We start from the raw sequence: 16,237 nt of genomic DNA on the forward strand, positions 1-16,237 counted from the left end.
AGATGCCTGCATGCGCCGATTATTGACCTTGCCTTTGCTCGCACTGGCTGCTGTCGCGTTCGCGGGTCCGCCGCCGGCGCCGCCGCAGTTCGTGCCGCTGACGGTCGATGACGGGCTGCCATCCAACGTCACCTACAAGACCGTGCAGGACCACGACGGCTTCCTCTGGATCGGTACGCAGGACGGTCTCGCGCGCTACGACGGCGTCGGCTTCCGTGTGTTCCGCCACGATCCGGCGGATCCTGCATCGCTGCCGTCGAACGATGTCTCGGCCCTGCTGGTCGACCGTTCCGGCCACCTGTGGTGCGGCGGCGAGGGAACCGGGCTGAACCGGCTGGAAGCCGACGGCAAGAGCTTCCGGCACTGGATGCATGCGCCGAACCAGCTCGGCACGCTCGGCGCCGACACGATTTTTTCGCTCGCCGAGGATGCTTCCGGTGCGATCTGGGTTGGCACCTACCTCGGCGGACTCAACCGGTTGCAGCACGACGACAGTTTCCTGCGCATCGACCATGATGCCGAGGATCCGGCCAGTCTGCGCTCGAGCACGGTGTACGCGCTGCAGGCCGATTCGCGCAATCGCCTCTGGATCGGCACCGACGAAGGCCTCGACGTGCGCGAGGCCGATGGCCGCATCGTGCATGTCGAGCTGCCCCCACTCACGGAGCGTCCGGGTGCGTCCGTCGTGATGTCGTTCCTGCAGGAAGCCGATGGCAGCATGCTGGTCGGCACCTACAAGGGTTTGTTCCGCGTCGGCGCGGATCTGCATTACCAGGGCGAGCTCGCGAACGCGACGCCGCCGCTGCGCGTGGCCGCATTGGCGCGCACCGACGCGGACGGCTTGTGGATCGGTACGCTGGCCGGGCTCGCGCGCCTCGATGCACAGGGACTGCAGCGCTACAGCGGCGAGGAGGCCACGCCCGGCGGGTATCCGGGCACGCGCACGATGGACGTTCGTCGCGACAGCGAAGGCGGCGTCTGGTTCGCGTTGTTCGACGGCGGGGTCGCGCGCCTGCCGCCGCATTGGCGCAACTTCGCCGCATTCCGGCACATGCCCGGCGATCCGGCCAGCCTGACCCGCTCACGCGTGAAGGCGCTCGGCGTCGATGCCGCGGGCGCGATCTGGGTGGCCGGCGGCAACAATGGCCTCGATCGCATCGACCGCATCAACGGGCGGATCGAGCGCTGGGGCGAGCGTTTGCGTGTTGGCGGATCGCTGCTGACCGCCGTGCTGCCCGACGGCACCGAGCGCCTCTGGGTCGGCACCCAGTCCGGTCTGCGCCTGTATTCGACGCGCACGCTCACGGTGAGCGAATTTCCGGTCGACCTCACCCGCGTCGATGCGCTGCCGCCGGGCTTCGTCGACAACCTCGCGCGTGCGCCGGATGGCAGCCTCTGGGCGAGCGCGCACGGCGGCGGCGTCGTGCGCATCGCCGGCGAGCCGCCGCGCGTCGTGCGCCGCTACCTGCCGGCCGAGAAGACATTGGGCGACGCCGACATCACGGCGCTGGCGCTCGACGCCAAGGGTTTGCCCTGGCTGGCGACCGCGAGCGGCGTCGAGTACTACGACGACGAGAAGGATCGTTTCGCCGAGGTCAGCACCGGTCCGCGCGACGCGGTGCACGCGCTTGCGTTCGCGCCGGACGGCTCGCTGTGGGTGCACCGGCTCGGTGCGCTGGAGCGCTATCGCGTCGGCGGCGGCGTGATGCTGCTCGACCAGCACCTCGATGCTGCGGACGGCTGGCCGACCTTCAATGCGCGTGCGATGACGGTCTCCGCGGACGGCATCGTCTGGGTCACCTCGCCGCGCGGCCTCTGGCGCGTCGACCCGCGTTCGAACGCGATACGGCGCTTCGATGCGCGCGATGGCCTGCCGAGCCAGGAGTTCCTGGCCGGTGCGCTCGCTGCGGCAAGGGACGGAACGCTGTATGCCGGCACGCTCGGCGGCGCGGTCGCGTTCGATCCTGCAGCGTTGCAGCTCGACGTGCCGGCGCCACCGGTGCGCATCACCGCGCTCAGCGTGCGCCGCGGCAACGCGACGCTGGCGCTCGACAGCGCTGCGCCGATCGAACTGGAACACGACGACCTCGATCTGCGCGTCGAGGCGCGTGCGTTGTCATACGCGAATCCGGCCGCGAACCGCTACCGCTTCCAGCTCGAAGGTTTCGACCGCACCTGGGTCGACGCCGAGCGCGGCGAGCGCGTTTATTCGCAACTGCCGCCCGGCCATTACACGCTGCGTGTGCGTGCCGCGAATGCCGACGGCGCCTGGGCCGATCTCGCGCGGCCGTTATCGATCCATGTCGCGCGCGCGCCGTGGGCATCGCCCCTCGCGTATGCAGCGTATGCGTTGCTCGCGTTGCTCGCATTGGCCGCGGTGCTGCACGCGTACCGCACGCGCCTGCGGCGCCGGCATGCATTCGCGCTGGCCGACGAGCGCCGGCGCAGCAGCGAGCAGGTGGTCGAGGCGAAATCCGCGTTCCTCGCCACGATGGGCCACGAGATCCGCACGCCGATGACCGGCGTGCTCGGCATGAGCGAACTGTTGCTGGGCACCGACCTCGACGCTCGCCAGCGCAACTACGCAACCGCGATCCACCAGTCCGGCCAGTTGCTGCTGCGCCTGGTCAACGACAGCCTCGACATCGCGCGCATCGATGCCGGCAAGTTCGCGCTCGATGACCAGCAGCTCGATCCTGCTGCCATCGCGCGCGAGGTGGCCGAGTTGCAGCAGCCGCTGGCGCAGCGCAAGGGTTTGTCGATCACGCTGAAGGTTGCCGAAGGCGTGCCCGCGCTGATCTGGGGCGACGCGCTGCGCATCAAGCAGATCCTGCTGAACCTGGTCAACAACGCACTGAAATTCACCGAACGCGGCGGCGTCACCTTGGCACTCTCGCGCGTCGGCCCCGGCCATTTGCGCTTCCACGTCGCGGACACCGGGCCGGGCATGAGCGCCGAGGTCTGCGCGCGCCTGTTCAATCGCTTCGAGCAAGCCGAAGGCGTGACGCGCCGGCATGGCGGCAGCGGCCTCGGCCTCGCGATCTGCCGCGAACTGACTCTGCTGATGGGCGGCACGATCACGGTGTCGAGCACGCCCGGCGAGGGCAGCGTGTTCGATGTCGACCTGCCGATCTACGAAGCAAAGCAGGCTGCGCACGATGCGGCGGTCGCGACCGCGCGTGCGCCGGACGTGAGCGCGCCGCTCGACGTGCTGCTGGTCGAGGACGACGTGACCGTCGCCGAAGTGATCGTCGGACTGCTCGCGCACCTGGGCCACCGCGCGACGCATGTGTCGAACGGACTCGCGGCGCTGACCGAATTGAAGGTCATGCGCTACGGCCTCGCGCTGATCGATCTCGACCTGCCCGGCATCGACGGCCTGACGCTGGCGCGCATGCTGCGCAGCGGCGGCCACGAGACGCTGCCGCTGATCGCGGTCACCGCGCGCTCGGTCGGCGACGAGGAGGCGCAGATCCGGGAGGCGGGCATGGATGCGTTGCTGCGCAAGCCGCTGACGACGCCGCTGCTCGCCGATGCGATGGCAGCGACGCTGGCAGGTCGAAAAGCCGATGCGTGAGGATCCCCGCGGGCTCGGTGGATCACGTCATCGCGCGACCACCGAGCCCTATGCAATCACCTGAGTTACGGACAGGTAAGTCCAGCGGGTTCGGTCACCCTGGTTATCGGCAATGATCCGGCGGTGTAACCGGCGGCCGTTGGCGCCCAGCTGACCGTTCCATTGTTGCAATCGGTAAAGGTGAACGTCATGGTGCCCCAAGGCTGGGTTTGCACCTGCGCCTTGTTGAAGTTCGGCGGGAACATGCCGCCCGGTCCGAGGATCTGGAAACCGGTGATCACGGCCTGAGTGCCATTGATATCGCCGACACCACCGATCCACGACTGACCGCCCTGCGGTCCGAAGGTGTACCACTCCGCTACCAGCTTGTTTCCGGGCAGCACTTCAAGCCCGAAACCCGCTTGTCCGCTCTGCGAGGCATCGGCCCAGGTGCCCGTGAAGCCAGCCGTGATGGCTACGTTGCCCGCCGGCGCGGCCTGCACCGTGAGGGTGCCGCTCATGCCCTGCCCGGGAGCACCGTGGACTTCGCAGTAGTACGGAACGGTTCCGGCTTTCGGGAACGCTACGACCGCTGACCAGCCCGTGCTGGTGGCAGCACCGTTGCCACCGACACCATCGCCGTCACAGCCGCTCGCACAGCGGAAGGATGTCACCGCGCCCGGCGCCGAAGCGACGTTGTGGAAGCCACCGGCGTTGGTGAACGTCACGGTGTCTCCTGCCGTGATGGTGAGCCTTGACGGACTGAATACGAGTCCGGAACCACCGACGTTGACGATGTGGTTCGCGGCCAGCGCGGGCGCCGCGAAGAAGAACGCGCTCGCGGCGAACAGCAGGGGCGGACAGCTGATGGTGCGCATCAATATTTCTCCACTATGCGAGTTGAAACGATGGACGGGGAGGGAGCGCTTGAAGTGGATCGACATCCTTGCCATCCGGGCCACAAGGAGCGCGAGATGCCAATGAAGTGCGCCTGGGTGTGGGGATGTGTGCTTCCCTTCGCCACATCCTCACGCCTGCAATCGGCCCACGGAGCTGATCGTATGTAACAGGAGCGCGCAAAAAGGTTGCGTGGTGGCATCGACAGTATGATCACGCGAACCTGCCGTTGATCGCCGTCGCTCAACGGCCGTTCTGTGCGCTGCCTTCAGGCCCCGCCGGGTCCGCTTCGCTGTCGAAAAATGCGCCGCGGCAATGACGGCTGCCCGGATGTTCACCGATGCCCCGATGTTCGGAATCCTCTACGCGCGTCGTTACACCTTTGACGATCGTGTCATGGCGGCGAGTGAGAACCGATGAAACTGCATGGATGGTTGATGTCGTTGGGCCTGTTGATGGGCAGCCTTTTCACCGGCAGGGAAGCGCTTGCTGACCAGACGTTCTGTATCGATCCCGGCCATACGCCGACGAGCCTGTTCAGCGCGCTCCAGGTCTGGCTCAACGGGGTTGGGGAGCAGATCAACATCAAGGTCGTCGCGGGAACGTTTCCGATCGTCGTTTCGATGACGCAGCTGAACAACAACGCGGCCAGCCTGGTGCTGCTCGGGGGCTACAAGGCGAACACCAGCTGCGACGACGCGCAGCGCAACATCAAGACGAACGTGTCCGTCCTCGACGGCGGCGGGGGTGGCGCCTTTGCGCTGGAACCCAACGCCCCGGCAACGATCGACGGGCTGACCTTCAGCAATTTCTACGGCGGTACGACCCAGCTCGGAGGCGTGCCGGTCCACGGCGTCTATATCTATACGGTGGTGTCGGACGTGGCGATGACCCGGTTCATCGCCAATCACGACGACTCGATCCAGGTGTTCAACAACAACGGCAGTCCGAACATCGCGGTGCAGGACTGCCTCGTCTACAACCAACCGGTCAATGCAACCCTTCCGGCGATGCGCGTCGGTGCGGAGAACGGCAACGCGACGGTCCGCAACTGCACGATCGCCGGCAACGCCGCCGGCGGCCTGCAGATGAACACGTACAACGGCGGCCAGCTCAACGTCTACAACACGATTTCCTTCAGCAACGGGGGCAGCGATTTCTCCGTTGGCGATGTCAGCAACGTGCCGAACGTATCGTTCTCGTTCTTTTCCAGCGGCTCAGGCTTCAACGGATTCTCCAACCTGGGGCCGCCGCCATCGAACTACACGCTGTTCGCCGGCCCCAATGACTATCACCTTGCGCAGTCATCGCCGGCGATCAACACCGGCGATCCGAACCTGAGCTACCCGCCCAGCGAGACCGACTTGGACGGCAATCTGCGCGTCATCGGCGGTCGAATCGACATCGGTGCCTACGAATCAAACTTCGTTCCCAACCAGTACATCGTGACGAATACGCGCGACGACGGCAGCGTGGGTTCGCTGCGCTGGGCGATCGCCAACGCGAACGCCAATCCGACGACGCTGTCGACGATCGTCTTCAATCTCGGCACGGCGGCCGGATGCCCCTACACGATCACGCTCGGCAGCCTGCTGCCCGACATCGCCGCGCCGGTATTCATCGATGCGCGCACACATCCGGGCTGGGTCGCCAACAATGCGATCGGCGCATTCAATGGAACGCTCTGCGTGGAGATCAGCAACGGGGCGAACCTGAACTACGCACTGCACACGCCGACAACCGCCAGCGGCAGTCAATTGGCCGCGTTCGGCATGCTCTTCGCGGGTTTCGGCAGTCAGGCCGCGATCAAGCTCGAAGGCGGCAGCGGCCACAATATCGGCGGCAACGCGTTCGGTGGTCCCTCCCAGGTCGCCAATCGGGTCGGCGTTGAGGTTTTGGGGAACTCCGGCGGCGCCCAGATCGGTGGCGCGGATGCGGCGTTCGAAAACGTGTTCGACAACGGTCTATCCGGCGGCATCTATCTCGCCAACGCCGCGGGCAACAACCTCGTGCAGAACAACCTCATCGGCGTGGCACCGGATGGCGTGACGCCGGAAGGCAACGGCTACGGCGTCTTCGTGTCCAATTCGCCGAACAACACGCTGCGCGGCAACTACATCGGCTACAGCACATTCGCCACGAGCGGCGCCATCGTCCTGTATGGCTCCGCCTCCGCGGGCAACCAGGTGCAGCAGAACGAAATCGGATGGGACTTCTACGGCAGCATGCCCAGTTCCGGCGCCGGCGTCGTGGTCTCGAACGGTGCGCACGACAACGTCATCGGCAACGCGTCGTTCCTCACCACCAGCTTCGGCAACATCATCCGCCTGAGCGTCGGACCCGGCGTATGGCTCACGGCGAGCGCGGGCAACGGCAACTACGTGCTGGGCAACGATCTGATCGGCAACGGCGGGCCCACCGCGGACAACGGCCTCGCCATCGATCTGGGCGGTGTCGGCCCCGACGCGAACACGCCGCTGAATCCGCAGAACTACCCGGTGCTGCGCAGCAGCTTTGCGATGCCGAACAACCAGCTCGTCGCCGGCACGCTCGATGCCGCGCCGAACACGTTCTACCGCATCGACTTCTATCACCTGAACAACGCGCCGCTGGGCTCGTCCGGACGCGGCGGCGCGGGTCTTTTTTCAGGTGCGAAGGGGCTGGTCACCGATGCGAATGGACATTGCAGCTTTCTGCTGAGAGTGCCGCAGGTGCAAGTCGGCGGTTGGCTGAGCGCCGCTACGACGCCGCTGTCGGGCAACACGTCGGAAATCGGCAATGCCGTGCCGGACCAGATCGACGGGATCTTTGTCGATGGTTTCGGGGGTGTCGATGCGTGCCAGTGATCGTTGCTTCCGATCGAGAGCCGGCGGCCCGCTTGCCAATCAACGCCGGCTGCCCATGACTCGAACCGCACATTCCCGCCGTCATGTTCGGTTCTCGCAACTTCGATCGTCATCTGTTCGAAAACGCATGACGCAACCCAGGAGCAATGCAAAATGTCCACGCTGAATCGAATCGTGTTTGGAGCGGTGCTGGCTGCGCATGGACTCTCGACGAACGCCGCAAACCTGCTCGCAAATCCGGACTTCACGACCGATCTCTCGGGGTGGACGGTCACCACGACGGGAACCGGCAGCGTGACATTTGCCGGCACGTCCGGCTCGCCCACGATTGGATCGATCCGGCTGACGTCCACCAACGGGGGCATCGCTCATGCGCAGCAATGCATCGCGATAACCCCGAAGAACGTCGACCTGATCGTCCGTCGCCATATCGTGACGTCCATCCCTCCATTGACCGAAGCGGATACGAACATCATTGCCTGGGATGGCTCCAATTGCGCCGGCAGCCCCCTGGTCGGTTCCATTGCCACCGGCGCGGTTCCGGGGTTCCCCGGCTTTTTCAATGGCGCTGCGCAGACGTGAGAGGAGTTGTCTTCACTCGCGATCGCGCTGCCGGTCGGCACCGTCAGCGTCAGCGTTTCCGTCTACGTCCAGGCCGCTGCCGGCGGCAGCGCGGACTATCTGTTCGACGACATCCGGTTTGGCCCCAGCGGAACGGTGCCCGTGGAATTGCAGTCGTTCGACATCGAATAGGTGCTGCGCAGCGCGAAGCGCGCGCGCTGCGCAACGATAGCTACGCGAACGCGCCGCTTATCGCCGTCACTGCAGGCTTGGTCGGCGACGAGGAAGCGCAGATCCGCACGGCCGGCATGGATGCGATGCCGCGCAAGCCGGTCACGAGCACCTTGCTCCGCCACGCGATCAGCGCAGTACTCGCTCCAGTGGGTTCCGGATCCGGTGAAACCTGAGCCGCGCGTCATTCCGCGCGTCATCGCGAGCGTGCAAGGATCTGCAGTGGGTCCGTCGCGTTAGGGCTGGTGATGGCGCATCTCCTGCGCATGGCTGTTGGCACGAGCATGACGTTGCTCGCGATCATTCCATGGACGTATAGTCGACCCGTCACCGGACGGAGGGCGGTGACGGCTCAGGTGCGCGGGGGACCGGGATTCTCGCTCGGCGCGGTCTGGGTGGAGTGGCTGATGGGGAAAGACGAGTCGATTCGGAAAGTCGCTGGCGGAACTGGCCGGGCGTCTCGCAATGGCCGGCAAGCGACATCGTGTGACCACGTTACCAACTCCCGGCGCAATCGCGTCCAGAGTTTGTTCCACCAGATTCGGAGAGGGAAAGCTAATGGTAGGTCTCAAACATCCGTCCCTGTGGGGGACGGTTTGCGTGGTGCTATGCGGCTTGTCGGCCGGCGCAGCCCTGGCTCAGGGGCCGGCGCAGAAACAAGGCGGCGGCGCTGTCCAGACAGGCGCCTCCTACCAGAACGACACTTCGCTGCCGCTGTACTACCTGCCGGCATGGAGTGGCAAGAAGGCTGCCGGGCGCGAGGCCGCCGAGAATCCGAGGATTCCGAATCACCATGTCGACAGCGAGGACACGGTAATCCAGCGCCGTCTTTTCGCGCCGACCTTGCGGATGCCGGCCCCGATCGCGACGTTCGACGGTATCAACGTTGCTGCGGGCTGCGGCGCATGTGCCCCGCCCGATACGGATGGCGCGGTCGGTGAAACGCAGTATGTGCAGATGGTCAACACGGCCTATCAGATCTTCGACAAAGCCACCGGAGCCTCGTTGGCAGGCCCGACCCAGATCTCGGCGCTATGGGCCGGTTTTGGCGGCGTCTGCGAAACCGGCGGTGCCGGCGACCCGATCGTGCTCTACGACAAGCTCGCCAAACGCTGGGTCATCAGCCAGTTCGCGGGCGGCACCGTCATCACCGACGAGTGCATCGCGGTCTCCATCACCAGCGATGCGACCGGCAGCTACCATCGCTACGGCTTTCACCTCGGTTCGAACTTCTTCGATTATCCGCATCTGGGCGTGTGGCCTGACGGCTACTACATGGCCATGAACGTGTTCAATGCAGCCGGCACGGCCTACCTCGGCCCGCAGCCGTTCGCGTTCGATCGCGCCGCGATGCTTGCCGGCAATCCGGCGACCTTCGTCAGCACCGGCATCATCAGCGCCAACGACGCGCCGATCCTGCCCGCCGACTTCGATGGTCAGACCCTGCCCGCGCTGGGAGCGCCGGCCCCGTTCGTGGAGTTCCCGGGCAATGCCCCGCCGACCTACCAGGTCTTTCGCTTCCACGCCGATTTCGTCACACCGGCCAACACGACCTTCACCTTGGCCGGCAGCCCTGCAGCCGCGGGCTATACGGCGCTTTGCGCGTCGAGCCGCGCCTGCGTGCCGCAGTTGGGCGTCGCCAACACCGACTGGCTGGATGGCATCGGCGACCGCCTGATGTTCCGTCTCGCCTACCGCAATTTTGGCGGTCATGAGGCGCTGGTAAGCAACTATTCGGTGAGCGCGAATAACGTGGCCGGCGTGCGCTGGTTCGAGTTGCGCAACGCGACCACGGGCGCGCCGACCGTATTCCAGGAAGGCACCTACCAGCCGGATACCACTTGGCGCTGGATGGGCAGTGCGGCGATGGACGCCATGGGCGATATCGCGGTCGGATTCAGCGCATCGAGCGCCGGCATCAATCCGCAGATTCGTTACGCCGGACGGCTGGCAACCGATCCGCCGGGCGTTCTCACTCAGGGTGAGGCGCACCTGTTCGACGGCACCTTCAGCCAGACCGGCAACGGCAACCGCTGGGGCGACTACAGTGACCTGACCGTCGATCCGATCGACGATTGCACGTTCTGGTACACCAACGAGTACGTCGACGCTGCCGGCTGGAATACCCGCATCGGCTCGTTCAAGTTCCCGGGCTGCGCTGCCGCCAAATAGAACCAAACGATCACGTTCACCTCGACGGCTCCGGCAGCTGCGGTGGTCGGCGGTGCGACCTACAACGTGACGGCGACGGCGAGCTCGGGCCTGGCGGTTGCATTGACGATCGACGCCAGCGCCAGCGCGGTCTGCTCGATCAGCGCATCGACGGTGTCGTTCACCGGCGCCGGCACCTGCGTGATCGATGCGAACCAGGCGGGCAACGGCAGCTACAACGCCGCGCCACAGGTCCAGCAGTCGTTCGCGGTCGGCAAAGGCAGCCAGACCATCAGCTACACCTCGACGGCTCCGGCCGCTGCAGTAGTCGGCGGTGCGACCTACCACGTGACAGCAACGGGCGGCGCCTCGGGCAATGCGGTGACGTTCACGATCGACGCCGCGGCCAGCGCGGTTTGCTCGATCAGCGCATCGACGGTGTCGTTCACTGCCGCCGGCACCTGCGTGATCGACGCGAACCAGGTGAGCAGCGCGAACTACAACGCTGCACCGCAGGCGCAGCAGTCGTTCGCAGTCGGCAAGGGCAGCCAGACCATCAGCTTCCCGGCGATCGCGACGCAGACCTACAGCAATGGCGGCACGTTCGCGCTGGCGGCGACCGCCAGCTCCGGCCTGACGGTGAGCTTCGCCTCGACCACACCGGGTGTCTGCACGGTGTCCGGCACGGCAGCGACGATGGTGGCGGCCGGCAGCTGCACGATCACGGCGAACCAAAGCGGCAACGGCAACTACAACGCCGCGCCGCAGGTAAGCCAGAACGTGACGATCGGCAAGGCCAGCCAGGCCATCACCTACACCTCGACGGCTCCGGTCGGCGCGAAGGTGGGTGGTGCGACCTACAGCGTGGCGGCGACGGGCGGCGCCTCGGGCAATGCGGTGACGTTCGCGATCGATGCCGCGGCCAGCTCGGTGTGCTCGATCGCCGGCTCGACGGTGTCGTTCATCGGCGCCGGCACCTGTGTGATCGACGCCAGCCAGGCCGGCAACGCCAACTACAACGCGGCGCCGCAGGCGCAGCAGTCGTTCGCCGTCGGCAAGGGCAACCAGTCGATCACGTTCACGACGACGGCGCCGGCCAACGCGATGGCCCATGGCCCGACCTACACGGTGGCCGCGACGGCAAGCTCGGGTCTGCCCGTGACATTGACGATCGATGCTTCGGCGAGTTCGGTGTGCGCGCTGAGCGGCTCGGCGGTGTCGTTCACCAGCATCGGCACCTGCGTGATCGATGCGAACCAGGCTGGCAGCGGCGCCTACAACCCCGCGCCGCAGGCCCAGCAATCGTTCAACGTCACCGTCGGTCCGGCGACGCAGCTGGTGTTCACGACGCAACCGTTCGATGTCGCGGCTGGCAACAACCTGGGTACGATTGCCGTGACTCAGAAGGACGCCTACGGCAACACGGTCAGCAGCAGCGATACGGTCAGCTTCGCCGTGTCCGCCTGTGGCGGCAGCACGAATCTGGGCAGTGCGCCGCTGGTCAACGGTGTCAGCACGCTGAGCAGCGGCCAGCGCTTCTATACGATTGCCACGGGTCTGCAGATTGCCGCGAGCAGCAGTAGCCTCAACGGCACGAGCCAAGGCTTCATGTCGTGACGAATGCAGATCTGGTGTTCGACGACGGCTTCGACGGCTGTCGCTTGTAACCGGAAGCCGGGGCCGCTCGATTCGCCCCCGCATTCGCTGACTCGACTTCCAGCGGCTTCGGCTGCGGGATTCTTTGCGATACGGCTGGACCGACGGCGAACGTAACTGTCCGCTCAGACAGGGTGTCGGCTGAGCGCGTGCACCGCATCGACCAGCACCGCAACGTTCTCGGGTTTGATGTCGGGCGTGATGCCATGGCCGAGATTGAACACGTGACCCGGATGCGCGCCGAAGCCGTCGAGCACTTTGCGCGCCTCGGCACGGATCGCGTCCGGCGAAGCGGCGAGCACAGCCGGGTCGAGGTTGCCCTGCAGCGCGACGCGGTTGCCGACTCGTGCGCGCGCTTCGCCGATGTCGATGGTCCAGTCCACACCGAGCGCGTTGCAGCCGGTGTCGGCGAGCGCTTCGAGGTGGCTGTTGGCGCCTTTCGAGAACAGGATCAGCGGCACGTCGCGCGTGGCCGGGTTCGCCTTCAGGCGCGCGACGATGTCGGCGAGCCAGCGCAGCGAGAATTCGCGGAACTGCGCGGGCGCGAGCAGGCCGCCCCAGGTGTCGAACACCATCAGTGCCTGTGCGCCGGCGGCGGCCTGCGCGGCGAGATAGCTCGAGACCGACTGCGCGAGCGTATCGAGCAGGCGGTGCATCGTCGCCGCGTCCTCGAGCGCGAGCGCCTTTGCGCGCGAGAAGCTCGATGAGCCTTCGCCTTCGATCATGTAGCAGGCCAGCGTCCACGGGCTGCCGGAGAAGCCGATCAGCGGAGCGCGTTCGTTGAGTTCGCGGCGGACCAGGCGCACCGCGTCCATCACATAGCGCAGATCGCTTTCCGGATCGGGCACGCCGAGCCGGGCGATATCGGCCGCGCGGCGCAGCGGATGCGCGAGCTTCGGGCCTTCACCGTCGACGAAATGCAGGCCGAGGCCCATTGCGTCCGGAATGGTCAGGATGTCCGAGAACAGGATCGCCGCGTCGAGCGCGAAGCGCGCCAGCGGTTGCAGCGTGACCTCGCAGGCGAGTTCCGGCGTCTGCGCAAGCGCGAGAAAGCTGCCGGCGCGTTCGCGCGTGGCGCGGTATTCGGGCAGGTAGCGGCCAGCCTGGCGCATGATCCAGATCGGGGTCATGTCGACCGGTTCGCGGCGCAGTGCGCGCAGGAAGCGGTGGTCGGGAATGGCAGGTTTCGGAGGCGTCATTGGAAGATTGGTGCCGGAGGTCGTGGGATCGCCCTTCGATACCCTCAGGGCGAACGGGAAGTTGTCAGGGCGAACGGGGAGATCCGGATCGCTGCCAGAGCGAGTTTGCTGCTCGATAAGTCGGCGCGAGAAGCACGCAGCTAGCCCGTATGCGGCCCGTCGAACCCTTGCGCGAACATCACATGGAAGCCGCGCTTGAGCTGCGCGTCGCGCGCATGCTCGAACGCGCGCAGCGCGGCGTCGCGCTCGAGGTAGACCTCGCGCTTGGTGCTCGCACGGCCGCCTTGCTGGCCCCATTCACGGAACAGCATCCAGCCGCCGAGCAGATCCTGCTGCAGCATGAGCTGGTAATAGCGCGGCACATCGGAGCCCGCAGCTTTGGTTTGCATGAATACGCGCATGGTGAAACCGGGATTGTAGCGTTGCCGCCGCACCGGGCGTTAGCCCGATCCTCGATATCGAGGATGTCGGGACCGTGCACGGCCTCGATGACAGGGATCGGGTAAGCTGACCCGGCTATCAGCACTCTGGGAGGGGTTCATGGGCACATTGCGCAAGTGGGGCGCAGCGTTCGCTGCTGCGGCATTCGGATTCACCGGTTCGATCATCGCCGCGCCCGATGCGCGGGCGCAGGACACAGGTGCCGCACAGACTCCCGCTACGGCGGAGAAGGGCATCAACGAAAAAGTCACGCAGCTCGAAGGCCTGACCGTGCTCGGTTCGCGCCGCTACGACCGTTCCTCGGAAACCGAGACGGCGGTGCCGGTCGACGTGCTGCCGATGACCAAGGCCGCCGAGCAGGGCGCTTCGTTCGATCTCGCGCAGAACCTGCAATACACCGCGCCCTCGTTCACGTCCGGGCATCAGACCGGCGCCGACAACGCCGACTCGGTCGACTCCGCCGCGCTGCGCGGCCTCGGCTCGGACCAGACCCTGGTGCTGATCAACGGCAAGCGCCTGCATTCGACCGCGCTGGTCAATCTGTTCGGCGCGCGCAATCGCGGCAACACCGGCACCGATCTCAACACGATCCCGCTGCTCGCGATCGACCATGTCGAGATCCTGCGCGACGGCGCCGCCGCGCAGTACGGCTCGGACGCGATCGCCGGCGTGATGAACATCGCGCTGAAGCGCAGCAAGGGCTGCGAGGGCGTGGTCGGCTACGGCCAGTACTCGCGTGGAGACGGCCAGAACTACCTGGCCTCCGGTTACTGCGGGTTCGCGGTCGGCAACGATGGCGTGATCTCGATGACCGGCGAATTCCTCGACCGTGGCCGCTCGAACCGCACCACCGCGCTCGATCCGCTGCGCATCATCGGCGACACTTCGGTCAAGAACGGCACGTTTTACCTGAACGGCGATATCCCGTTCGGGGACAGCGCGCATTTCTATTTCGACGGCGGCATCCAGAATCGCGATGCCTCCTCGGCCGCGTTCGCGCGCGGCGGCATCGGTTCGAGTGACATTCCCTCGCGCAATTCCGCGGCGATGTATCCGAATGGCTTCGTGCCGTTCATCGATCCCTACGTCCAGGACCGGCACGGCACGGCGGGTGTGTGGTGGCTGTGGGACGGCTGGCGCGTCGACGCCTCGCAGACGCTCGGCTACAACCGGCTGATGGACACGATCCGGCACACGCTGAACGCGTCGATCGCGAATCTCGATCTCGAACACGGCGGACGCGGCATCAGCCCCGACCACTTCCGTGCCGGCGGCTTCTCGTTCGAGCAGGCGACGACGAACCTCGACTTCTCGCGCTTCTTCGACAGCTGGCTGCACGGCGTCAACGTCGCGTTCGGCAGCGAGTTCCGCCACGAGAACTACAAGATCTACGCGGGCGAGCCGGGTTCCTACATCGATGCTGACGGGCCGGGCGGCGGCAACGCCGGCAGCCAGGGCTTCCCGGGTTTCCAGCCGGGCGATGCGACCGACAAGAGCCGCAACAGCTGGGCAGCCTATGTCGACGTCGAGTCCAACTGGACCGACCGCTTCATGACCGACCAGGCGGTGCGCTACGAGCATTACAGCGACTTCGGCTCGACCGCGATCGGCAAGCTCGCCGGCTCGTTCCGCGTCACCGATCAGTTCCTGCTGCGCGGCTCGGTCAGCACCGGCTTCCGCGCGCCGTCGCTGCAGCAGCGCTATTTCTCGTCGACGTTCACCGATTTCATCAGCGGCGTGCCGGTCGATGTCGTGCTCGCGCCGAACGGCGGCCGCATCGCGCGTGCGGCCGGCATCCCGGACCTCAAGGAAGAGAAATCGAAGAGCGCGACGCTCGGCTTCACCTGGAAGCCGTGGGAGAACGTGTCGGTCACGCTCGACGGTTACCGCATCGACATCACCGACCGCATCGTGCTTACCGGTTACTTCGGCACGGACGACCCGAGTATCGGTACGATCCTGCGGCAGCTCGGCGTCGGGCAGGCGCAGTTCTTCGTCAATTCGGTCGACACCCGGACCCAGGGCATCGACCTCACGGCCAGCCACAGCACCAGCCTCGGCGACGGCGAGCTGACGAGCTTCTTCGCGTTCAACCACGGCACCACGAAAGTGCAGAAGGTGCACACGCCGCCGTCGCTGGTCGGTCGCGAGGACTCGCTGCTTGGTGAACGCGACCGCCTGTTCATCGAGGGCGGCGCGCCACGCTCGAAGGCGACGCTCGGCTTCGACTACACGCTCGGCAAGTGGGATACGAACTTCAAGATCCTCTACTTCGGGCCGATGACGCTCGGCACGTTCTCGGGTCCGCCGGTTCCGAACCAGCACTATTCGGACAGGACCTCGGCCGACGTCAGCGTCACCTACAGCTTCACGCCGGACACCAAGCTGACGATCGGCGGCCAGAACATCCTCGACAAGTTCCCGACGCTGCAGGACCCGAACGAAACCGACAACGGCTTCAAGTACGAGGCAGTGCAGTTCGGCTTGAACGGCGCGGCCTGGTTCGTCCGGCTCGCGCACAAGTTCTGAGATCGCCCACCGACGGGGCCTGCCGATAGCGGCAGGTCTCTCGACCGTAGGAGCGGCTTCAGCCGCGATGCTTTTCGGTATGCGTCAAACACCATCCCCACCCAACCCTCCCCTTGAAGGGGAGGGTTGAAAGCATCGCGGCTGAAGCCGCTCCTACAAGGTTCCGGATC

At 66.0% G+C, this 16,237-nt stretch carries 10 protein-coding genes; 7 read left to right on the forward strand and 3 right to left on the reverse strand.

Going from position 1 to position 16,237, the window contains the following annotated elements:
• The first annotated feature begins 10 nt into the window (after nt 1-10).
• Nucleotides 11-3,577 (forward strand): hybrid sensor histidine kinase/response regulator, encoded by a 3,567-nt coding sequence (locus ABD002_RS03305; RefSeq protein ID WP_343787134.1) that lies wholly within the window; start codon nt 11-13, stop codon nt 3,575-3,577.
• Between the two features lie 65 nt (nt 3,578-3,642).
• Here the strand turns inward: ABD002_RS03305 and ABD002_RS03310 are convergent, their stop codons facing one another.
• The gene (locus tag ABD002_RS03310) at nt 3,643-4,434 is read right to left on the reverse strand and encodes a plastocyanin/azurin family copper-binding protein (RefSeq protein WP_343787136.1); all 792 of its coding nucleotides are present in this window, start codon (nt 4,432-4,434) and stop codon (nt 3,643-3,645) included.
• 435 nt (nt 4,435-4,869) lie between these two features.
• Between ABD002_RS03310 and ABD002_RS03315 the strand changes: the two genes are divergently transcribed.
• The 5 genes from ABD002_RS03315 (at nt 4,870) to ABD002_RS03335 (ending at nt 11,859) form a co-directional block, all read left to right on the forward strand.
• Nucleotides 4,870-7,299 carry a choice-of-anchor Q domain-containing protein gene (locus ABD002_RS03315; protein ID WP_343787138.1) on the forward strand — a complete coding sequence of 810 codons (2,430 nt, stop codon included), beginning with the start codon at nt 4,870-4,872 and terminating at the stop codon, nt 7,297-7,299.
• Between the two features lie 3 nt (nt 7,300-7,302).
• Nucleotides 7,303-7,881 carry a hypothetical protein gene (locus tag ABD002_RS03320; protein ID WP_343787141.1) on the forward strand — a complete coding sequence of 193 codons (579 nt, stop codon included), beginning with the start codon at nt 7,303-7,305 and terminating at the stop codon, nt 7,879-7,881.
• Between the two features lie 6 nt (nt 7,882-7,887).
• Nucleotides 7,888-8,052 (forward strand): hypothetical protein, encoded by a 165-nt coding sequence (locus ABD002_RS03325; protein ID WP_343787143.1) that lies wholly within the window; start codon nt 7,888-7,890, stop codon nt 8,050-8,052.
• Between the two features lie 597 nt (nt 8,053-8,649).
• The gene (locus ABD002_RS03330) at nt 8,650-10,263 is read left to right on the forward strand and encodes a hypothetical protein (protein ID WP_343787145.1); all 1,614 of its coding nucleotides are present in this window, start codon (nt 8,650-8,652) and stop codon (nt 10,261-10,263) included.
• Nucleotides 10,264-10,305: 42 nt separating this feature from the next.
• Complete coding sequence (locus tag ABD002_RS03335) at nt 10,306-11,859, forward strand: hypothetical protein (protein ID WP_343787147.1); 1,554 nt, start codon at nt 10,306-10,308, stop codon at nt 11,857-11,859.
• Between the two features lie 164 nt (nt 11,860-12,023).
• Here ABD002_RS03335 and hemE read toward each other — a convergent pair whose 3' ends face one another.
• Both hemE and ABD002_RS03345 read right to left on the reverse strand, forming a co-directional pair.
• Nucleotides 12,024-13,097, reverse strand: a complete 1,074-nt coding sequence (gene hemE / locus ABD002_RS03340) for a uroporphyrinogen decarboxylase (RefSeq protein ID WP_343787149.1) — start codon at nt 13,095-13,097, stop codon at nt 12,024-12,026.
• A 140-nt stretch (nt 13,098-13,237) separates the two neighbouring features.
• The gene (locus ABD002_RS03345; RefSeq protein WP_343787151.1) at nt 13,238-13,498 is read right to left on the reverse strand and encodes a WGR domain-containing protein; all 261 of its coding nucleotides are present in this window, start codon (nt 13,496-13,498) and stop codon (nt 13,238-13,240) included.
• Between the two features lie 139 nt (nt 13,499-13,637).
• Between ABD002_RS03345 and ABD002_RS03350 the strand changes: the two genes are divergently transcribed.
• Nucleotides 13,638-16,067 carry a TonB-dependent receptor plug domain-containing protein gene (locus tag ABD002_RS03350; RefSeq protein ID WP_343787153.1) on the forward strand — a complete coding sequence of 810 codons (2,430 nt, stop codon included), beginning with the start codon at nt 13,638-13,640 and terminating at the stop codon, nt 16,065-16,067.
• The last annotated feature ends 170 nt before the right edge of the window (nt 16,068-16,237 follow it).

The organism is Dokdonella soli, assembly GCF_039523175.1.
Classification (GTDB): Bacteria; Pseudomonadota; Gammaproteobacteria; order Xanthomonadales; family Rhodanobacteraceae; genus Dokdonella_A; species Dokdonella_A soli.